At 48.9% G+C, this 21,654-nt stretch carries 18 protein-coding genes and 1 riboswitch; of the genes, 4 read left to right on the top strand and 14 right to left on the bottom strand.

Annotated features, from left to right (window positions below; all coding sequences use genetic code 11):
* Positions 1-26: 26 nt before the first annotated feature.
* From ACM6JA_RS31135 to ACM6JA_RS31120, 4 genes are all read right to left on the bottom strand, one after another.
* Positions 27-1,481 carry a sigma-54 interaction domain-containing protein gene (locus ACM6JA_RS31135; protein WP_414855522.1) on the bottom strand — a complete coding sequence of 485 codons (1,455 nt, stop codon included), beginning with the start codon at positions 1,479-1,481 and terminating at the stop codon, positions 27-29.
* A gap of 26 nt (positions 1,482-1,507) precedes the next feature.
* A complete protein-coding gene (locus tag ACM6JA_RS31130) occupies positions 1,508-2,716 on the bottom strand; it encodes a trans-sulfuration enzyme family protein (RefSeq protein ID WP_414855521.1) in 1,209 nt (402 codons plus the stop codon).
* A 220-nt stretch (positions 2,717-2,936) separates the two neighbouring features.
* Positions 2,937-4,658 carry a GMC family oxidoreductase gene (locus ACM6JA_RS31125; protein WP_414855520.1) on the bottom strand — a complete coding sequence of 574 codons (1,722 nt, stop codon included), beginning with the start codon at positions 4,656-4,658 and terminating at the stop codon, positions 2,937-2,939.
* Between the two features lie 15 nt (positions 4,659-4,673).
* A complete protein-coding gene (locus ACM6JA_RS31120) occupies positions 4,674-5,423 on the bottom strand; it encodes a gluconate 2-dehydrogenase subunit 3 family protein (protein WP_414855519.1) in 750 nt (249 codons plus the stop codon).
* 147 nt (positions 5,424-5,570) lie between these two features.
* On the opposite strand from ACM6JA_RS31120, the gene ACM6JA_RS31115 reads away from it, so the two are divergent.
* The gene (locus tag ACM6JA_RS31115; protein WP_414855518.1) at positions 5,571-6,266 is read left to right on the top strand and encodes a hypothetical protein; all 696 of its coding nucleotides are present in this window, start codon (positions 5,571-5,573) and stop codon (positions 6,264-6,266) included.
* Between the two features lie 39 nt (positions 6,267-6,305).
* Here the strand turns inward: ACM6JA_RS31115 and ACM6JA_RS31110 are convergent, their stop codons facing one another.
* The 5 genes from ACM6JA_RS31110 to ACM6JA_RS31090 all read right to left on the bottom strand — a co-directional run bounded on the left by ACM6JA_RS31110 (position 6,306) and on the right by ACM6JA_RS31090 (position 10,397).
* A complete protein-coding gene (locus ACM6JA_RS31110) occupies positions 6,306-7,151 on the bottom strand; it encodes an alpha/beta fold hydrolase (protein WP_414855517.1) in 846 nt (281 codons plus the stop codon).
* Between the two features lie 16 nt (positions 7,152-7,167).
* Complete coding sequence (locus ACM6JA_RS31105; RefSeq protein WP_414855516.1) at positions 7,168-7,956, bottom strand: energy-coupling factor transporter transmembrane component T; 789 nt, start codon at positions 7,954-7,956, stop codon at positions 7,168-7,170.
* Position 7,957: 1 nt separating this feature from the next.
* A complete protein-coding gene (locus ACM6JA_RS31100; protein ID WP_414855515.1) occupies positions 7,958-8,773 on the bottom strand; it encodes an energy-coupling factor ABC transporter ATP-binding protein in 816 nt (271 codons plus the stop codon).
* 125 nt (positions 8,774-8,898) lie between these two features.
* Complete coding sequence (locus ACM6JA_RS31095) at positions 8,899-9,795, bottom strand: energy-coupling factor ABC transporter ATP-binding protein (RefSeq protein WP_414855514.1); 897 nt, start codon at positions 9,793-9,795, stop codon at positions 8,899-8,901.
* Positions 9,792-10,397, bottom strand: a complete 606-nt coding sequence (locus ACM6JA_RS31090) for a QueT transporter family protein (protein ID WP_414855513.1) — start codon at positions 10,395-10,397, stop codon at positions 9,792-9,794. Before ACM6JA_RS31090 ends, ACM6JA_RS31095 begins: the two co-directional genes overlap by 4 nt.
* A gap of 410 nt (positions 10,398-10,807) precedes the next feature.
* Between ACM6JA_RS31090 and ACM6JA_RS31085 the strand changes: the two genes are divergently transcribed.
* Positions 10,808-11,236, top strand: coding sequence for a GNAT family N-acetyltransferase (locus ACM6JA_RS31085; RefSeq protein WP_414855512.1), 429 nt, complete (start codon positions 10,808-10,810; stop codon positions 11,234-11,236).
* Between the two features lie 70 nt (positions 11,237-11,306).
* Here ACM6JA_RS31085 and ACM6JA_RS31080 read toward each other — a convergent pair whose 3' ends face one another.
* The 3 genes from ACM6JA_RS31080 to ACM6JA_RS31070 form a co-directional block, all read right to left on the bottom strand.
* Positions 11,307-12,641 (bottom strand): APC family permease, encoded by a 1,335-nt coding sequence (locus ACM6JA_RS31080; protein ID WP_414855511.1) that lies wholly within the window; start codon positions 12,639-12,641, stop codon positions 11,307-11,309.
* 121 nt (positions 12,642-12,762) lie between these two features.
* Entirely contained in the window at positions 12,763-14,430 is a 1,668-nt protein-coding gene (locus ACM6JA_RS31075; RefSeq protein ID WP_414855510.1) for a glutamine--tRNA ligase/YqeY domain fusion protein, read from the bottom strand.
* Between the two features lie 79 nt (positions 14,431-14,509).
* Entirely contained in the window at positions 14,510-15,127 is a 618-nt protein-coding gene (locus tag ACM6JA_RS31070) for an SET domain-containing protein (RefSeq protein WP_007720526.1), read from the bottom strand.
* A 249-nt stretch (positions 15,128-15,376) separates the two neighbouring features.
* Positions 15,377-15,465, top strand: a riboswitch (cyclic di-GMP riboswitch).
* A 181-nt stretch (positions 15,466-15,646) separates the two neighbouring features.
* Here ACM6JA_RS31070 and ggt point away from each other — a divergent pair.
* Both ggt and ACM6JA_RS31060 read left to right on the top strand, forming a co-directional pair.
* Positions 15,647-17,365: a gamma-glutamyltransferase gene (ggt, locus tag ACM6JA_RS31065; protein ID WP_414855509.1), complete on the top strand. Its 1,719-nt coding sequence runs from the start codon at positions 15,647-15,649 to the stop codon at positions 17,363-17,365.
* A gap of 119 nt (positions 17,366-17,484) precedes the next feature.
* Positions 17,485-19,473: a methyl-accepting chemotaxis protein gene (locus ACM6JA_RS31060; protein WP_414855508.1), complete on the top strand. Its 1,989-nt coding sequence runs from the start codon at positions 17,485-17,487 to the stop codon at positions 19,471-19,473.
* Between the two features lie 70 nt (positions 19,474-19,543).
* On the opposite strand, the gene ACM6JA_RS31055 is transcribed toward ACM6JA_RS31060, so the two are convergent.
* Together ACM6JA_RS31055 and ACM6JA_RS31050 are read right to left on the bottom strand one after the other, a co-directional pair.
* Positions 19,544-20,263: a glycerophosphodiester phosphodiesterase gene (locus ACM6JA_RS31055; RefSeq protein WP_414855507.1), complete on the bottom strand. Its 720-nt coding sequence runs from the start codon at positions 20,261-20,263 to the stop codon at positions 19,544-19,546.
* A gap of 30 nt (positions 20,264-20,293) precedes the next feature.
* Positions 20,294-21,622 (bottom strand): ABC transporter substrate-binding protein, encoded by a 1,329-nt coding sequence (locus ACM6JA_RS31050; RefSeq protein ID WP_414855506.1) that lies wholly within the window; start codon positions 21,620-21,622, stop codon positions 20,294-20,296.
* Positions 21,623-21,654: the final 32 nt, after the last annotated feature.

Genomic DNA, 21,654 nt, shown 5'->3' with positions numbered 1-21,654 from the left:
ATCCAGGCTGGTTTTTTATTTTTCCTCTATCCTTTTTCCAAACCGTACTTCTCCATCTTCCGGTACAAGGTCGACAAGCTGATTTGCAGCTCATTGGCAATCGCGGCTTTGTCCTGACCATACTTGCCTGCATGCAAGTAACGCTGGAGAATGGAGCGTTCATATTCTGCCACCAGCTTTTCCAGCCCCAAATCGCTGCCTACTGTCGTCGGCTCATCCTCGAACAGCAGATACTCAGGAAGCTCTTCGTTGCCGATGACTTGCCCCTCCGCCATGTTGACCATATACTCGACGGCATTTTCCAGCTGACGAATATTTCCCGGCCACTCGTATGTCTGTAGTCGTTGGACGAGTTGGGCTTCGAGCTCCAGCCTGCCTTTTTGCAGCAACGTCCCGTACCGATATAGAAAATGCTGTAGGTAAAGCGCGATATCCTCCGTTCGTTCACGCAACGGCTTTAACCGCAGGGGGATGACGTTGAGTCGATAATACAAATCATCGCGAAATGTCCCTTCCCTGACCATACTCTCCAAATCTCTGTGTGTAGCGGCAATGACACGCACATCAACACCCAGCGTTTTTACGCCGCCTACCCGATCTACTGTTTTCTCCTGAAGGACGCGCAGCAGCTTGGGCTGGAGGGACAACGGAATATCGCCTACTTCGTCCAGAAAAATCGTTCCCTTGTGGGCCAATTCAAATTTCCCCGGCTTCCCTTCGCGTCTGGAGCCCGTGAATGCACCGCCTTCGTACCCGAACAACTCGCTTTCTAACAAGGTCTCGGGAATCGCCGCGCAATTGACGGCCACAAATGGCTGTCTGCTGCGCCCACTCTCGCAGTGAATGGCTTTTGCCAACAGCTCCTTGCCCGTTCCGCTCTCTCCCCGAATCAAAACAGTGGAAATGCTGTTCGTCACTTTTTTCGCTTTGGCAATCACATCGCGCAAGCCTGATTCTGCCCCAATTAGCTGGGCGAAATACACCGGATGAACCGAGGCCTGCGGCATTTCCTCTTGAATGTTACAGCTCTTCTCCCGTTCCGCATCCAGCTCTAGCAGCTTGTGCTCAATCAAGGAGCTCGTATGCTGCAAAAACGGCATCCATTTTTCCGAATGGTGCAGCATTTTTTCTTTTTGCTCGGGGGAAAAGCCAATAATTCCGATGACCCCTACCGTCTTCTCCCGTTTGTGCACCGGAAATCCAATCGTCGCCAGCTCCCGGCATTGCTGCAAAAACTTGCAATTGCCACACTCCGACTCGTTCTTTTTCATGTCAAAAATCATTCCCGGCTGTCCGGTTTGCAGGATCATACGAAAAAACGATCCCTCCGGCGCAGGCAATCCAATCAACTCCTGATAGTAGCCGGTTCCGCTCACACGTATCCCTTGTTCATCCAGGATGGTGACATCGAGTCCCAGTACCTTGGAAATATTGTCGGCGTACGATTGAATGAATTCCTCGATCCGGGAAAACTCTGTCATGCCCAATCCTCCAGTTTCACGTTCCTTTATCCCCTGGACGCTGCCGCCATTGGCAGGCTAGCTAGCGCCTGCTCCAAATCTGCGATGATATCCTCCACATCCTCCAAGCCAGTCGATAAGCGAATCAGACCGTCCGTAATGTTGAACTTGATCCGCTCAGAGGCAGGAATCGAGGAATGTGTCATCGAGGCAGGATGCTGTACCAGTGTCTCGGGATCTCCTAAACTAAACGATATCATAGCCAAGTGCAGAGCGTTAATGAAAGATTTGGCTGATTCGTAGCCGCCCTTTACTTCAAAGGAAACGATCCCGCCCATTCCAGCCATTTGCCGTTTGGCCAGCTCATGCTGTGGATGCGAAGGTAGACCAGGGTAGTAGACATGCGAGATTGCAGGGTGCTGCACCAAAAACTCCGCCACTGCCTGCGCGTTTTTCCCATGCTGTCTGACACGCAAGCCGAGTGTTTTCAGCCCACGCAGGATCAAGAAAGCATCCCAAGCATTCAAATTTTGTCCCAAGTCTCCCATGACGTTTTTGCGCATGAATTGGATATGTTCCTGCTTCCCGACGATGAAGCCCGCGATGACATCGCCATGTCCGTTCAAATATTTGGTGGCGCTATGCACGACGACATCCGCCCCTAGCTCAAGCGGTCGCTGCAAATACGGCGTTAAGAAGGTGTTGTCGACGATTACCACAATGCCATGTGCGTGCGCCAAACGTGACAACGCCGAGATATCTAAAACAGTCAGACACGGGTTCGAGGGTGTTTCGATGTACAGGACTTTGGTGTTCGGCAAAAATGCTCTCTCGACTGCCTGCAAATCGGTGCAATCGACGAAGTCTGTCGCAATGCCATACCGCGGGGCCATCGTCGTAAGAAACTTGTAGCTCCCCCCGTACACATCTCGCGTACACACCACATGATCACCCTGCTTCAAAAAGGCGAGCAAGGCTCCCGAAATAGCTGCCATCCCACTGCTTACGCCCAAGGCAGCTTCGCCATTTTCCAATGCGGCGATTTTTTGCTCCAAGGTGGTGATGGTAGGGTTGCCATATCTTCCGTAGTACTTTCCTTCCCGCTCGCCAGCCACGCACGCCGCTGCTGAGTCTGCATCTGGAAACGCATAAGCCACGGCAGGCACTACCGCGGATACGACTGCTCCTGTTTTTTGGCAAGGCGTTTGTGCGGTATGAATAATGGAGGTGTCCATCTTCCACTTGTTTGTCGTCATTTCTCGTCTCTCCCTTTGGCTTTTGATGTTACCAAAGCATGTAGCAAGGAACATGCCAAGATGAGAAACCGCATCATTCCAGTACTTTTCCCTTTTTGCGCTCATAGACATTCGCAATCGTGCAAATGAGCTTTTTCAGATCCACGCAAAAAAAGCCGTTAGTTGCCCCAACGACTTTTCGCATAGTTGCAATTGTGTTTTGCATAACTAGAAAAACAGCTTATACGAGCATGCCGCCCGTGCTTTTCCTGTATTTCAAAATGCCTTCTGCTGCTCGATAGGAGAGAGCACCCATTGTTCCTGTCGGATTGTAGCCGCTATTGTGCGCAAAGGCAGAAGCACCGACGACAAATACGTTTTCCGCATCCCACATTTGCAAGTAGTTATTAACTGCCGACGTTTCTGGAGAGGCTCCCATGATGACGCCGCCTGTATTGTGAGTCGATTGATATGGTGTGATATCGTAGGGTCCGAGCTTGCGGTTGATTTCGAGCTTCTCGTTCGCACCCATTTCCTTCACAATTTCCGCGCACTTATCTGCACAAAAAGCTGCCAGCTCCCTGTCCTGATCGACGAAATCATACGTAATGCGTATCAACGGATCACCAAATGCGTCCTTGTACGTCGGGTCCAGATCAAGGAAGTGCTGTCGAAATGGCATCGAAGCTCCTTGGGCGCCTACGGATATGAACCGATTCGTATATTTGATCGATGCAGCCTTGAAATCCTTGCCCCAGCTAGGCGTCCCCGGTGGTACCTTGTTCGTGCCGATTGGTCGAAAGCCGGTTTGTGTGACAGCAATATTCGCGCCATGGATAAATTTCAAATCGGCGTGATCGAAGTTATCACCGTTGTAGTCATCCAAACACATTCCCAACGATCCTGCGCCTGCAAAATTGTTAAACTCCTTGTCGTCGAAGAAGCCGACCGCGCCTCCTCTTATGACCTGGTAAGCGTAGTTTTTACCGATCACGCCTTTTCCCGTTGCTGGATCATACGGTTTCCCCAGCTTGGACATGAGCAAGATTCGCGTGTTGTTGAATACATAACTGGTCATCACCACAATATCGGCGGGCTGTTCGAATTCCTCCCCTGTCGTGACATCCGTATACAAGACGCCTGTCGCCTTGTTCCCTGTATGTAAAATTCTGCGGACATGGGAATGCGTGCGAATTTCAAACTTCCCTGTCTTCTTAGCCACCGGGATCACCGTCACCACTGGATCGGCTTTTGCTCCGTACTCGCAACCAAACCTTTCACAGAAGCCGCAGTACTGACAAGCTGCCCGAGCCACCCCGTCTGGATTGGTATACGCTTGCGAGAGATTTGCTGATGGAAGGATGTATGGATGCAAGTTTTTCTTTTTCGCCGCATCCGCAAACATTTTCATACTCGGTGTAGTACGCATCGGAGGTATCGGATACGGACTGGAGCGTTTACCCCCCAACGGATTCTCCTCGCCTGCGATTCCCGCCATCTTTTCAAACTTATCGAAGTACGGCTCCAGTTGATCGTAGGTAATGCCCCAATCCTGGATAGTCATTCCATCTGGAATTTTCTTTGCCCCATACCGTTCAATCGTCTTGGAGTGAATTTCGAAATCATACGGTAGGAAGCGGAAGGTCTGTCCGTTCCAGTGGATACCAGATCCCCCGAGTCCTGTCCCGAGCAAAAAGGAACCGTATGACCGCATGGGAAGCGCACGAACGTTCATTTGACTGCGGAATGTGATCGTTTCCTTGGACAAATCTTGCATCATCTCGTAACGAAGGGCGTAACGCAATTCGTCGTGTACCATGAAGTAGTCTTCGGTTTTGCGCTCCTTGCCTCGCTCTAGCCCCACCACGGTCAGACCTTGCTTGGTTAGCTCGGAAGCAATAATGCCTCCACCCCAGCCCACCCCCACGATCACGACGTCAACCTTGGGCAACTTTTTGGCCATATGTACAGTCCTCCCTCAATGTTGATGATCCCGCAAGCTTAAGGGAGCCATCTTCACAAACTCAGGCTTATCGATCAGCTGTGTATACGTCATCTGATTACCTGGGAAATTCTTCATTTTCCAGCCATCCATATTTTTATTGCCTCCGTACAGAGGGTCTGCATATACGCCTTCGATCGTACTGGCCCGCAGCATATTGAAAAAGGTGCTTGCCGAAATGGTCGTCAATTTTACTTCATCGGTTTCAAAAGCCTTTAAAACAGCGTCCTGCTGTTCCGGCGGGAGTTCATAAAACCGTTTTCCGTGGGTACTGTTACTGTAGTTGTTCATCTCTTGAAGGCCGATATCGAATATTTCCCTACGTTTCAACCTGCCTTGATAGCCCTGTGTGATCTCACCCGGAAAAAAGGGCGCTTGCATATATTCACGAGCGTTAAAGCCCCAATCACCCGCTAGCTGGTGGTCAATGAAATAAGCTGCACCGAGTGCCTTCGCGCCCGGACCCAGCTCATCCTCAGGATAAATGCGCTCACAAGCGGCATCCGCCACCTTAAATTGCTCAGGCGTAAAAAACATGAGCGCCTGATTGTAATCGGCCGTAGGGGGCGGTGCTGCTGGCTGCGCCGGAGGTTCCGGTTTGCGGAGCAAGCTCCCTGCCACGCCACCTACGACTAAGCTACCGAGCACCAGGCCGGAGTTTTTCAAGAAGTTCCTTCGGGATACTGGCTGCTCCTTCACGTTGTTTGAATCTGCCAAATCTACCACCTCCAGTGATTTCCTTCCTTTGGTTTGTGCATTTTTTCCACAAGATAATCGTGATTAACAGAATTTTTTCCAACAAGCTCCACTCATAACTTCATGCCGCGAACAAAGGATAAGTATATCTAGGCAGGAAGACTTGGAGGGATCGTGATGAAGCACTTCCATACATGGGTAGGAACCGTAGGATTAGGGACTGTACTTTTCATGACAGCTTGTATGAATCAGGCTGCTCCGCCTACGAAGCCACATCCGCCAGCACGTACACAGTCCATTGCACAAGCCCCAAAAGGCGCAACGGTTATTCCAAGCGTGGATCGCGATAAGAAACTCACGACAAACGCGCACGGCCATACGTATAGCGGAATGGGCAATGCTCTCTATAGCTCCATGGGCAGCTCACACCTGCACACGGGTGGTCCTTCCACAAAGCTGGAAGCCCAATTGAAGGCAGCGGGCGTTCACGGCGTCCAGGCGTTGATTGTGAATGATGCCATCTACTTGGCCCCTTCTACTGCCAATGCACAATCGATCAATCAAATGGACCCGATGCAGTCCCATCTCATCAGCAATTACTCCGGTAGCTCCAGTCGAGGACATGATGCCGCCCATACAAAATCAGGGAGCGGAACCGCAGGGACATTGGGTACGAGCGATCATCAGAGCACATTCGCACAAGCACGCGCCCAAATCGAGCGTATCTATGGAACGGATACACCCGTAAAGGTCGTGAGTTCGAAAAAAGGCATCAAAGCGCTAGAAACGGTGAAAAAGCAAATGAAGGATCAGAAGAATCATCAAGCCATGGCAGAACAGTTGAACGTACTCATTCGTGAAGCACAGCGGTAAACAAAGAAAAAGGGACAAGCATACTCGCTTGTCCCTTCCTTATTTCGATAAAAAATCATGGATTTCGTTCACGGTCTCTTGTGGGTGCGTCACCATCAGCAAATGCTGTGCCTCCGGTATCATTTTCACCTTGGCCTGCTTCACAATCCTCTGGTAATTGGCGACTGCCTGTCGATGAAACTGCTCCTCTTCCTTTGACAATAAGCTGTCGTCAGCCAGCAGTAAAAGCAGTGGGCATGTCAGCTGTTGGAACAAATCCGGTTGGCTATGGACGCTGTACTCTTGGAAATAGGCCGAGAACGCCTCCCTCGACAAACGGTATCCGTAGCCGTCTTCCTTTTTCAAAAGCTCGTCTTGCATCCAGCCCTCTGGCATCACTCTCGTACCATACCGCTCTGCGAACTGCCTTTCTGCTTCCTCTACGGAAGAAAACCGCGTGGTAGCCAGCCGCTCAACAACCTTCTCCCTATTGAACCCGGGCACTTCTCCCAAGGAATAATAGCCTCCATCCAGCAATACGAGCGAAGCTACTCGCTTGGGCTGGCGAATCGCAAGCATCTGGGCAGGCACAGCAGAAAAGGACGCTGCGACAATCGTTACTTGTTCGAGCTGTTCTTTCTCCAAGAGTTGAATCAAATCCGTTACGATTTGCTCAAACGAAAAGGAACCCTGGCTCACAGAATTCCCGTGACCACGGATATCTACTGCAATCACCCGATTTCGCTCTGCTAATGCTGGCAGGATGGGCGCAAACAGTAGCTTGGTGTTGCGAATGCCATGCAAAAGCAGCAGTGCAGGTCCATGTGGCTTTCCTGTTACGCCGTACTCCAGCGTGCCCCCTACTACCTGCAAACGATTCACATGCGAAAACAATGCTTCGTTCATCTTGCCTGCCTCCTTACTAAATACGCCCCGGAATCAGCACGCCAATATGATCTGGATGTAGCCTGGCGATGTAAAACAGTGCTGCGACGATACATACACCAGCTACTAGTTTGAGTACTTCTGTTTTTTTCCACCGTTTGCTGCGGTAAAACCGATGCTGACTGTTACGCATGCGAAAGCCTTTGGCATCCAATGCATTGGCGATCAGTTGCACACGCTTGAGTGAGTTGAAGATGAGCGGTACGAGCAAATAACTGTATTTCCTGATGCGTTCTGGAACATTCCCTTCGCTCGTCGACATCCCTCGTACCATCTGCGCTTCCCGAATGATCGCCAAATCATTTTTGACGAGGGGAATAAAGCGAAAAATGAGCGAGAGCAAATAGCTGATCGAAAACGGAACGCCAATCCCGCGAAGTCCCATCGCTATTTCTCTGGGCGAAGTTGTAAACATATAGTACATCGACAATAACGCGACATTTGCCAGTCGAAGTCCCATTCCCAATGCCCATAAGACACCGACATCCGTGATTTGCACGGGATAGTGGATCAACGGAATGGTGCTGCTCCAGTACGGAGTGCCGACATTGGTAAAAGGGAGCCACGTAATCACAGCAAAGCACGAACCGATTCCACCAACCAATACATACGCCTTAATCATGGAGCGCTCCCAGCCCAGCTTGGCAATCAGTGCGATGTTTATCGCCAACAGAACAATTAGCGCACGTGGGTCCTGGAATAAAAAAGGGAGCAAGCCCAGCAGCACGAATACAAGCAGCGCGTAGCTCGGATGGGCATTCTTCATCTTAATTCCCCTCTCCCAGCAGCTGTTTTTTCATCGCTGTCAGCGTAAGTGGAATCGGATCATGGACATCCACTGCTTTCCCGAAACGATACATGGCAGGCGCTTCTACTTGGGCAGCAGCTAATACTTGCGGCTGCGAAAATACGTGTTGTGGGTCCCCGTCGCATAGCAGCTTTCCTTTATGCATAACGATCACTCGCTGGGCATACTCCGCTACCAGACGCATATCATGCGTGATGACGATAATAGTATGGCCTTCCGCGTGCAAATGCCGCACCAGCTCCATCATTTCTTGCATGCCACGGTAATCGAGACCGGTCGTAGGTTCGTCCAGTACGATCACCTGCGGCTTCATCGCCAAAATCGAAGCCACTGCAATTTTTTGCCGCGTGCCTTTGCTCGAAAAATGGGGCTCTTCATCACCCTTGTCGGATAACCCCACTGCTGCCAAGGCCTCTGCGACAGCTTGCTCTATTTTTTCAAGCGGCCACCCCATGTTTTGGGGCCCAAATGCTACCTCCGCCTTTATGGTCGAATGAAAGATTTGATGATCAGGATTTTGATAGCAATACGCCACGATTCTCGATAGTTGGGCAACGTTCATCGTCTTGGTATCGAGACCATTCACTATGACTGTACCCTGTGTCGGCTTGTATAGACCGTTACAATGCTTGGCCAACGTCGTTTTACCAGAACCATTTCCCCCGATGATCGCGACGAATTCTCCCTGCTTCAATTGGAGCGAAACGCCATGCAGCACCGGCGTTTCCTTTTCATAGCCATACCAGACCTCATCGAACTCAATGACGACACTCACAGGCTCCCCTCCTGAACGAGCAGTGCTTCCTCGTAGTGGTTGTTCAAAAAATCGTCTTTTGATCACGAAGCAACTCTGAATGCTTTGTCACATCGAAAGTGACGTTCACCTTCGATGTCCGGTGCTCATGTAGGTGCCCCTACACTCCGCTCCTCCCGCTTCAGCTTCTCGTCACTTTCTCGGTGCTGAAAAGTCGATTTTTTGAACTCGCAATTGTAGTGGAGTGCCAGCTCCTCAACAGTCAGAGGCACACCAGCAGAGGATGCCGACATGACGCCTTCCTGGCATAGCATGTGATAGAGTCGGATGACATCCGGGACCAATATGCCATGCTCGTCCAACACGTCCACTTGAGCAAAAAACTGGCGAGTCGGCAGGTCCAGAACGATTTTCCCCTCGGCAATCAGAATCATTCGGTCGCAAAAGGCCGCAAGCTCTTCTGTCGCATGGGACGATACCACAATCGTCATTTCTTTTTCCTGCTTCAGCCGTGCAAGAAGCGAGAAGACCTCCCGCGCTCCCACCGGGTCCAGCTCGGAAGTAGGCTCATCCAAAATGAGCACCTGCGGACTGTGGGAAAGAGCGGATGCAATTGCCACCCGCTGCTTTTCTCCCCCCGATAGCTCAAGAGGTGAACGATCAGCAAAGCCGTTTAATCCGATCAGATCGAGTACCTCTGCCATTCTTCTTTCAATTCGCTCGTCCGACCACCCGGCATTCTCAAGCGAGAAGGCAAGCTCCTCTTCGACAGTCAGCCCGATGAACTGGGTTTCCGGGTCCTGAAAGACGATGCCTTGCTCGCTTGTGGAATCGACACTCCCCACGAAGTGTCCACCGTAGTTAGATGGAATCAGACCTGACATCGTCAATAGCAGCGTCGTTTTCCCTGCGGCAGCAGGCCCGACTACGCCGACTACTTCCCCTGGATAGAGAGCCAGATGAATGTCCGTTAGCGCAGGCAGTGCTCCCTCTTCGTAGTGCCAATAGACTCCGTTTACTCGCAGCAATGGATCTGTTTTCACCTTGCGATCCTGCTTTCATTCCCGAGATAGTTGAATTCCTGCAAGGGACGGCCCCGATAAAGCCCAGAGCGCTTCACGAATGGGTACAACAGCTTCAAGAGGATTGGTCCCAGAATCGCCGTTGAAATGGCTTGGTTCAAGAACACGGTTGGAATGTACCATACCGCCACTTCTTTTGGTGTCAGACCTAGTGCCACGTTAATCAAGATCGCGCACGCTACCACAATCGAGCTGATCATGGCAACAAACACGATATATTGAAGGACACTTCGCTTTGTTTTCAGTGCAGGGTGACTCACAGCAAGCAACCCGATAAAGCCACCCATAAAATTAGAAAAGAAACCGACCGCGATCGCATGAGGCGGTGCGCTTCCGGTTAACAAATCACTGACCATATTTCCAAAGGCAAGACCAATGCATCCCGGCAAGCCGAATAACATGCCAAATACGGGCTGAAGGGCATTGGCCGGACGGATCGGTACGGAAGGAATGAGCTTGATATTGGCAAGCATAATAATGGCAACAGCGTAGAGCGCGGCAGTGACGACAATCAGGACGTAATCTACGGTCGTCCACTTTCGCCGGAACAGAGTCGAAAACATTAGAATAAACCCTCCTTGTGTCAAGTGTTAATGTTTGGAATATTCCTGTAGCCAGTTTACTCTCTCTTTACTTGATCGTCTAGAAGAGGGTGGGTAAAACATCACATTGATCTGGCTTTAGTGGTGGGGAGGAAACAGGAGAAAACGCTCAGCTTCTAGGGCCACCCCTTGGAGGATTGACTGCACGACTCCATGCAAAAAGCGAAACCGCGTCCAAAGTGGTCGGTTCAGGATGTGTTTCAGAGGTGGACGCTTAAGGGCGTGTTTCGCTTTTTGCATTGCGTCTCGGTCGGTGTCCCTAAGATCTTCGCTTATTTCTCCTGTTTCCTCTGCGAGCTGCGGTGTCTTCCATACACCCTCGTGATATACTAGTAGTCAAATATTCAAGATAACTAAATAAAGGAGTTATCATGGGACAATATTTAGTCAGAGAAAGCACGAAAGATGACGCTGATTTTATTGAGCAAAGAATCGTTGAATACAATGAATCGAATGTTCCGTTTGAACTGACCATTCCTTTTTCAAAAATCAATAAACACGTTCGTGATGAAGATGGCACTATCATTGCGGGAATAAACTGTGTGTACTATTCTTGGAGATGTTTGTACATTGATGCTTTATGGGTCAGAGATGATTTGAGAAAGAACGGATTGGGAAGCAAACTTCTTCTTGAAATTGAAAACACAGCTAGGGAGTATGGAATTCATTTGATTCATTTAGATACTTTTGATTTTCAAGCAAAGGACTTTTATGTAAAACACGGGTACGAGATACATGGTGTACTCGATGATTGCCCTCTTTCCCATCAAAGATTTTACCTACAGAAGAGAATTGATTAGCAGTCTAATCTTCCTCAAAAAAGTAGCCCCACATCCAGTAATGGGTGTAGGGCTATTTTTGTTCCACATGTTACTCCTCAAACTTCACCATTTCTAAATTGGTTTTCTTGACCTTCACCAAGTACAACAAATAGATCAATCCAACGAAGGTCCAGAGCAAGCCAAGCATCATGGACGTTGCTTCCAGGTTTACCCATAAAAAGGCGATGAATGTTGTCCCGATGAATGGAGACAACACGAAGCCCCACCAGTCCTTGATATGCTTGTTCTTTTGTTTGCGGAAATAGTACGCCATTACGCTGATGTTCACAAAGCTAAAGGCGATCAGTGCTCCGAAGTTAATAAAGGAAGTTGCCGTTAATAAATCCATATACAAAGCGAACAGCATCAACGCTCCGACCAGCAAGACGTTAAGCAAAGGAGTCCTCAGCTTCGGATGTACATAACCGAACCAGCGTTGCGGCAAAAATCCATCTCGTCCCATTGCGTACAATAAACGCGTTACGCTCGTGACAGATACGAGCCCGGATGCTAGTGTCGAAGACAACGCTGCCGCTAAAAACACCAATTGAAAGATCGTCCCACCGATAAACAAAGCAATCTCCGCAGAGGCCGCTTCTGGATCAGACAATACCGAAACATCAGGAAATAATGATTGCATGAAGTAAGATGCCGTAATAAACAACGCTCCTCCTGCGAGTGCTACGAGCATAATCCCGCGAGGAATCGTCTTTTTCGCATCTACGGTTTCCTCCGTTAGCGTGGTTACTGCATCAAAGCCAAGGAAGGAAAAGCAAAGAATCGACGCACCAGAAAGCAGTGCAACTACAGACATATCCGGTGACACAAATGGACGCAAGTTGAATACTTGCCCAAGCCCGTCACCTTGCATAAGACCACGGATTGCCAATCCCGCAAATAACACGACGACCACGACTTGAAACAGCACCAGAATCGAGTTAACGGATGCGGTTACCGTTACGCGAAATACGTTTAACCCCGTCACCAAAGCAATGAAGCCAATAATCCACCACGCTGTCGACACGTCAGGAAACACGGATGATAGGTATACTCCCGTCAACAAGGCGTTAATCATCGGTAAAAATAAATAATCCAGCAAGGACGCCCATCCTACCAAAAATCCTGCATAGGGATGAATCGTTTGTTGTGTATACGTATACGCGGTCCCTGCTGAAGGGAATAGCCGTACCATCTTTCCGTAGCTTGCCGCCGTAAACAGGATCGCAAGAAGTGTGACTGCATAAGCAGCAGGAACGTGCCCCCCCGTATCTCCAGAAACAATGCCAAAGGTGTCAAAAACGGCCATCGGGGCCATGTAGCCCAGTCCAATTACGACAATATGTCGCAACTTCAAACTACGTGTTAGTTCTGCTCTCCCGTTCACTGCCTGTCCCCCTTTATGTAACAGAATAATTATACACGCCAATTTATAATCACGAAAGAAAAAAGCACTGCTGCACACGGGTTCTCCATGCACAGCAGCGCTTGATTTATATAGGTATTTCCTATGCTTTTGGCAGTTCAAAGGAACTCTTCAACGATACAATCCGGTTGAATACGAGCTTATCATCTGTCGTATGCTTCGGATCGACATTGAAATAGCCATGACGGAAAAATTGATACTTGTCTTGTGGCTTGGTTTCTTTCATATTTGGCTCCACATAGCCTTGCAGCACTTCCAACGAATTCGGGTTAACGTTGTCGAGGAAAGTACCCTCCGCGTCTTCATCATCCATAATCAATGGCTCGTACAGACGGAATTCAGCAGGAACTGCATTGGTTGCATCCACCCAGTGAATCGTACCTTTTACCTTGCGACCTGTAAAACCGCTGCCGCTCTTCGTCTCAGGGTCATACGTGCAATGGATCTCGATCACGTTGCCATCTGCATCCTTCACGATGTCATTGCACTTAATGAAGTACGCGTGCTTCAGACGCACTTCATTTCCCGGGAACAAGCGGAAATACTTGCTCGGCGGGTTTTCCATGAAGTCATCCTGCTCAATGTAGATTTCGCGGGAGAACGGAATTTGACGATTGCCCATCTCTAGGTTCTCTGGATTGATCTCCGCTTCGAGCATCTCGACTTGTCCTTCCGGATAGTTCGTGATGACGACCTTCAACGGATTCAAAACAGCCATCGTACGTGGTGCCTTCAGTTTCAGGTCCTCACGGATGAAATACTCCAGCATTTTCTCGTCAACCGTGCTGTTAGCGCGCGCTACCCCTACTTCACGAGCGAATGTACGAATCGCTTCTGGTGTATAGCCGCGACGACGGAAGCCTGCGATGGTTGGCATGCGCGGGTCATCCCAGCCGTCTACTACATTCTCATCGACAAGCTGTTTCAGCTTGCGTTTACTCATAACGGTGTTGGTCAGGTTCAAGCGAGCAAATTCGTACTGGCGTGGTACCTTCTCCATTTCGCACTCGCGGACTACCCAGTCATACAACGGACGATGATCTTCGAATTCCAGTGAGCACAGGGAGTGTGTCACGCCCTCAATAGCATCCTCCAACGGATGAGCGAAGTCGTACATCGGATAGATGCACCATTTGTCGCCCGTGTTGTGATGCGTTGCATGGGAGATTCGATACAGAACCGGATCACGCATGTTGAAGTTCTGAGAAGCCATATCGATTTTCGCACGCAGCACCTTTTCTCCGTCCTTGAATTCCCCTTGGCGCATCCGTGCAAACAGGTCCAGGTTTTCCTCCACAGATCGGTTACGGAACGGACTTTCTGTGCCTGGCTCTGTCCATGTTCCACGCATTTTACGCATGTCTTCAGGAGACAGATCATCTACGTAAGCCAAACCTTTTTTAATCAACACCACCGCACGGTTGTACATCTCTTCAAAGTAATTAGATGCAAAAAACAGCCCGTCCCATTCGAAGCCTAGCCATTGAACGTCCCTTTTGATGGCCTCTACGTATTCGATGTCTTCCTTTACCGGGTTGGTATCGTCAAATCGAAGGTTGGCCTTGCCGGAAAATTCTCGTGCCAACTCAAAGTTGAGGCAGATTGCTTTTGCATGTCCAATATGAAGATACCCGTTCGGTTCTGGGGGAAAGCGGGTAATGATTTCCTTTACTTTGCCCTCTTGCAAGTCATCAATCATGATATTGCGGATAAAATTGGATGCCGCTACCTTGTTTTCCAATGAAATCAACCTTTCACTTCACCTTTACATTCCATAATACTGATTCTCTACCCAGAGTTCAACAAAATCGGGTCGTTGACCGACCCGCTCACGTCTTCCATTGCTGCCTCGTTTGCCATTGTGACCTGCAATACAGATGAATGACAGAATCAATGGCTAAGCGCTGCTCCGTGATCCCACGAATCGTTTCGAGATGCTTCGGGGAAATCAGATGCAGCAAAGGCTGTTCAACATGATTGAAACGTTGGAATGCTTCCGCAGCAATCCGATCCCACTGCGGGTAATACCGAAGCAAGTCATCGGGCATTACGCGGGAGCGGTCCGTGTCGGACTCGGGCAAACAATCAAAAGGTTCATCCAGATTCAACGTCCCATAATCATCAGTCAACTCTTCACCCGGCAAAACATCCCGTGCAGCCAATTCCAGGTCATACATGGTCGGCACACAATTCGCATGAAAGCTGTGGTTCACGTACCTTGCCTTATCCCAACAAAGAATGTACTTTCCGAACTGGTTCTTAAACGAATATTTTTGTACGTCCTGTTTTCGTAATGAGTCAAGTCTTTCCACAAATACAGGGTCCAACACCTGGTCCAAATTATCCTGTGCCCATACAATCGTTCCTTTTGGGATAAACCTTGTCGCAAACACACCGTACCCGATCTCATCGTTGATATAGCGCAATTCTGTATCGGGATGCATCATGGTCTTTGTTTCACTCCTTGGCGAATGTGCCTTTTTATCATCATAAGCAGTTCAGCCCCAGGAGGTGTGTGAATGTCTGCGAAAAACAACCTTCCCCATAACATTTCTCACTATTTTTCTGGATTAAAATATTTTTTCTTATTTACCACAAATGGTAAATAGTCTATATTATTGGCAAACGGAGTTTTAGGAACATTTTCCCACAACGATCGAATCAGTATCTGTGTCAATTTTCTACTTCATCCATTGATATCGAAACGGCATACCCGGGGAAATCCGGCGACGCAAAGCTACAGGGGCTACCTCCGCAACAGCGGACACGCTTGCCAGCTACCGAAGTATTGATGTAGGACGAGACCAATGATCCTATATCATTGGTCTTTTTTTGCACTCACAATGTCTATTTTTGTCTATTTTTGTATGTTTGTGTATTTTTAGCTTTTAAAGGAGGTGAGGCAACAGCGGATAGCCGGTTTAATGAATCATTATTCTGTTCATCATGAAGGAGGTTTCATAGGAATGTCATTCTGGAAGAAACTCTCGACCGTCACGCTGACTGCTGTCATCGGGCTAACAACATTCTCTGGAGCACAAGCTGCTAACCGTCCAACATCGATGTCACCGAACGCAATGGTGACGACTCCTCACTATCTGGCTACGGCTGCGGCCCTGAAGACATTGGAAGACGGTGGAAATGCAGTAGATGCTGCTATTACAGCCGCTTCCACATTAGCTGTCGTCTATCCTCATTACACAACCATTGGTGGAGATAACTTCTGGCTCATCTACAATGCCAAAACAAAAGAGCTGAAGGCGCTGAACGGCAGTGGTCGCGCAGGCGAAAAGGCAACCATCGACTATTACAAAAACAAAGGCTACGAAAAAATCCCGTCCCGCGGTTATGAATCGGCAAACACTGTCCCTGGTGTCGTCTCCGGCTGGTGGGAGGCGTACAACTACGCCCATAAAAACATGGGCAACAGTAAGCTTCAATGGAACAGACTGCTTGAGCCTGCCATTGGATACGCCCAGAACGGATATCCAGTCTCCCCCAACCAAGTATATTGGACGAAATACGCCACAGATCCAACTGACAATGACTTGAAGAATCTTCAACGTTTTGATGGATTCCGCAAAACATTCCTGAAGCCCAACGGCGATCCCTATGCAGCGGGCGAAATTCTCAAACAAAAGGATCTTGCCAATACTTTGCGAATCATTGCAAAAAAAGGTGCTGACGGTTTTTATAAAGGAGAAGTTGCTAAAAAAATCGTAGCAGACATGCAAGCCAACGGCGGATTGCTTACGTTGAAGGATTTTGAGAAGCACACCTCCACTTGGGCAGATCCAATTTCGGTAGACTACCGCGGTTATAAAGCGTACAACGTTCCGCCTAACTCCCAAGGCATGGCTTCGCTCTCTATTCTTAATGTTTTGAACAATTTTGACCTCAAGAGCATGGGTGAAGGAACACCCGATTACTATCACACGATTGTGGAAGCTACCAAACAGTCTTTTGCTGACCGCGACAAATGGCTGACTGACCCTGCCTTTGTGGATATCCCTGTGGATGAGCTGTTGTCCAAGCAGCACGGGAAAGATTTAGCAGCGCGCATTGATATGAAGCAAGCCGCCAAATCCGTAGAACCGCTTGATCCAAAAGGCGATACAACCTGGTTCGGGATCGTCGACAAAGATGGAAATGCAGTGTCCATCATTCAGAGTCACTATTTTGACTGGGGTTCCGGGATCGTAGCGAAAGATACGGGCATCCTTTTGCAAAACCGCGGAAGCTATTTCTCTTTGGATCCCAAACACATCAATCACTTGGAACCAGGAAAACGCACCTTCCACACAATTAACCCAGCTATGCTCTTTAAAGGGGACAAGCCTTATCTTCTCTACGGAACACAAGGGGGAGAAGGACAGCCGCAAACGCAAGCCGCTCTCGTCACGCGTATCATCGACTTTGGTTTCAGCGTGCAAGACGCAATCGAAGCGCCAAGATGGCTGCATGGACGCAACTGGGGATCTGCTTCCAACAATCTCAAGGTGGAAAGCCGCATCCCTCAAGAAGTCCTGGACGAGTTAATTAAACGTGGACATCCAGTCGAAAAGCTGGAAGCAGCCTATACCGATACGATGGGACAGTCCGGCGCAATCCTGATTGACCCGCAAACTAATGTAAAATTTGGCGGTGCTGACCCTCGCGGTGAAGGCGCAGCAATGGGATATTGATATTTTGTCAGACTGCTGAGTTAATCTCAGCAGTCTACCTTTATTATATTTCCTTGTGGTAGACAGCTTTTCACAAAGAAAGAAATATCTTAATCACGGTTTAGGAGTGGAACAATCCTATGTTTTTGTTCAACAAACTCAGGAACAAAATGATCCTTTGGTTTCTCGTCGTGGCCGTCATTCCACTTACTGCCGTTTCGGTGTTTATCACGAACAGCTTTTCATCCATTCTGATTGATAAACAAAAATCATCCTATGTTGACCTTACTTCCAGTACAGCCATAGCTATGGATCAATATCTGGACCGGCGTATGACAGAAATTCAGATTTTAGCCCGTACCTCAGATATTCAATCCGATGATGCAGCGGCAAAAAATGAATTCATCCGCAAGTTTACCGAGGAAATGAAACTGTATGACGGAAATACGTATATCGCAAGCGATGGAAAAGTAACGGCTGATACGTTCCCCAAAAGCGTTGGAATCAATCTGAGCGAGCGCCAATTCTTCAAAGACGGTATGCAGGACAAACCCAGCTTCTCCGATGTTCTTGTTGCGAAGACAACTGGCAATCGCTCTATCATCGTCGCTTCCCCTGTAAAAGCGAAAAACAATGAGAAGCTCGGTGTCTTGACCGGGCTCGTCAATGTAGATGACTTCACAGCTACATTTCTCAAGAATCTGAAAATAGGCAACGATGGTTATCCGATTCTCGTTGATAACAAGGACCAGATTCAGTACCATCCTACCCAGGATCTGATCGGAAAACCGCTTGAGGAATCCGCTCTGCCGCAACCATTAATGGAAATCCTTAAATCAGGAAAAACGGAAAAGGGCTCATACAGCTACTCGGACAATGGCAAGGATTACGTTGTCACCTATTCCCCCATTCCCAAGACCAACTTTGGTTTGTATCTGCATATCCCTGTCGAATCCATAACGTCTGCGGTTTCATCCGTTACCACCATGGTTACGATCATTGTCATCGTTGTTGTTGCTGTCGTGATCGCAATCGCATACGCTGTTTCCCGGCAAATCTCACGCCCTATTGCGGCAGTTGCCTCTGTGGCTAACCGCATTTCCGAGGGTGAACTGACTGTACAACCCTTGCAAATTCGAACCAAGGATGAGGTTGGACAGCTATCCCAATCAGTAAACACAATGGTGCTCAACCTGCGAACGATTATTCAACAAGTAAACGATACAGCTTCAGATCTTGCTTCTTCAGCAGAGGAATTGTCGGTCAACGCCGACCATACGAGCAAGGCTACCGAGCAAATCGCAATAACGATTCAGGAAGTAGCTTACGGTGCGGAAAAGCAAGTGAAGAGTGTAGAGGAAAGTGTCACCGCAATGCAAGGCGTATCGACAGGGGCTCAGCAGGTTGCCACGAATGCACAGCAAGCTGCCGAATCGGCTTTGGGCGCTTCCCAAATTGCAGTGGAAGGCAATCAGGCCCTTCAGGTCGTTATCAGCCAGATGCAATCGATCGAGAACACTGTCGGTAACATTGCCGATATCGTCAAACGATTAGGAAACAGCTCGCAGGAAATCGGACAAATCGTACAAGTCATCACCGCCATAGCTGAACAAACAAATCTGTTAGCGCTTAACGCAGCTATTGAAGCGGCGAGAGCTGGTGAACAGGGGCGCGGATTCGCCGTTGTGGCAGACGAAGTGCGCAAATTGGCTGAGCAGTCCGCGCAATCAGCGCAACAGATCAAACTGTTGATTACGACGATTCAGCTCGAATCAAACCAGGCTGTCCTTTCGATGGAACAGGGCACCAAAGAGGTCGCCACTGGACTTACGGTTGTTAACAATGCAGGCAAGTCCTTCGAACAGATCCAAGATGCTGTCACGCAGGTGGCAAGCCAAATTCAAGAAGTAAAGGCTTATTCTGAGCAAATGTCTTTTGGCACCAAACAGGTGGTAGAATTGGTCAGTGTCATTGAAGGAGTAGCGGAGAATTCTGCTGACGGAACACAAAGCGTGTCGGCCGCCACAGAAGAACAGTTGGCAGCTATGGAAGAAGTCAATTCATCAGCGACTTCTCTGGCAAAAATAGCCGAAGAACTGCAATCGCATGTAAGCAAATTCAAGATATAGTCCAAACAACAAAAACAAGGAAAGCCGCCTGGCATGTTGCCCAGCGGCTCTTTCCTGCTTTCGCTTGCGCTTACACAAACTCCCACATCCGGTCAGGATGGTTCGTGCAAATTTGAACCTGAGGATGCCACGAAATGACTTCGCGGATATGCTTCGGATCATCCAGCGTCCACGCGATGACTTTGAAGCCTTTTTCGATCGCGGCTACAGTTAGCTCACGAGTCAGGAACGGATATCCCATGGAGAGAATCGTAGCACCTGCTGCCTCCATCTGTTCCAGCATGAGTACAGGGCGGCCATATACAATCAGGCCTGTCTCTACTTCTTGATCGAGCGTGCGGACGTGACGGATCAAATCATGGTCAAATGAAGTCACATGCACCGCTTGCTTCATCTCATGCTTTTCCAATAGCGCGAGCACCTTTTCTGCGATACCCGGGTACATGTCACTTGTTGCTTTCAACTCGATATTTAGCGTGCAGCGACCTTTTACTGCGACCAGGACTTCCTCTAGTGTAGGGATTCGCTCGCCCGCAAACTTGTCGCCAAACCAGCTCCCTGCATCCAGCTCACGCAGCTCTGCCAAGGTATGATCCATGACCAGACCGCGGCCATTGGTCGTGCGTTCTAGCGTAAAGTCATGAATCAGCACCGGAACACCGTCACGCGTCAGTTGAACATCAATTTCCATTGCTTTGATAGCTGGCTCTGCCAAAGCCAGTCGAATCGCTGTCATTGTATTCTCCGGGGCTTTGCCTGACCACCCGCGATGTGCCATACAAATGTTCATTTCGCCAGCTCCTCTATCGCTTCGATTCTGTTATTTTTTCAAAAGCTTGCTGCCTTTTTCCGTCGCCGCCTGCATCGCTTCATCTACAGTCGCTTGGCCGAGCATCGCACGCTGCAGTTCTTTTTGAATCACATCCTGCAATTCTTTGTAGCCTGGAGCCATTGGACGAGGATAGCCGTATTGCAGTTGATCTACCGCGACCTTGAAGTTTGGCTCTTTTTCGTAGAATGCCTTCATTTCAACCGAATCAATTGCTTCTGTCGTGACAGGCATATAACCGGAAGCGATTGACCACGGAACTGTTTGCTCGGTATCTGTCATCCACTTCATGAACTCCCACGCTGCTTTTTTCTCCGCATCGGTCGACTTCGCCAGCATCACGAGATTCGCACCGCCCGTTGGCGTACCCAACGTTTTATTGGCTGGCAAGAAAGCTGCACCCATGTCAAATTTGGCATTTTTCTTCAATTCCGTCAAGGAACCTGTCGAGGTAAAAATCATGCCCACTTTTTGATTCAGGAAGTCTTGCTCCGCTACATCCCACGCATTGTAGTTCTCTCCTGGAGGGTTTTTCATGATGCCTTCCTTCACCATTTTGGACCAGAGCTCAAGCGGTGCTTTTCCTGCTTCGTTGTTGATCGTCAGCTCCTTGCCGTTCTCGCTCAGGATGTTGCCCCCGCCTTGGAAAACAAGCGCTTCGTAGAACCAGATATCAACTGGCGTCGAGAAGCCGTACCGGGTAATTTTGTCTCCTTCTTTTTTGCTCAGCTTTTGAGAAAAGCTGACGAGCTCATCCCATGTTTTCGGACCGTTTGAATCAAGTCCTGCTTCTTTTAACATATCACGGTTGATGTACAGCAGTGGAGTGGAGCGGTTAAATGGTACTGCGTACAGTTTGTCATTCCAATAAGAGTTTTTCATAAGGCCTGGAATGTACTTCTTTTCATCCCCTTGCGAGTAGGGCGTCAAATCTTCCAAAACCTTTGCATCCGCAAATGCTGCGATAGAAGCGATCTCGACCATCGTGACATCTGGATTGTTACTCGCCGCTACAGATGCCAGTACTTTGGAGTGGTTCTCTTGATACGCACCTTGGTAGGCTGGTTTGACGATAATATCTTTATGTGTTTCATTGAATTTTTTGACCATATCCTCAATTGTTTTCCCACGAACGCCACCCAACGCATACCAGAAATCAATTTGGACAGGGCCGCTGGATGCAGTAGACGCTGCTGGCTGAGAAGTGCTACCTGTACTTGCAGACTGTTCTTTTCCAGATGATCCGCATCCAGCCAATACACCTGACAAACCGATAGTCAATGCACATAGAATCGTACCAGTCTTTTTCATTGAAAACATGGTTTGATTTCCTCCCTAAGAGCTCTCTTTTA

This window comes from Brevibacillus sp. IT-7CA2 (genome assembly GCF_949767855.1).
Lineage (GTDB): Bacteria > Bacillota > Bacilli > Brevibacillales > Brevibacillaceae > Brevibacillus.
This window is presented reverse-complemented; position numbering and strand designations above follow the sequence as displayed.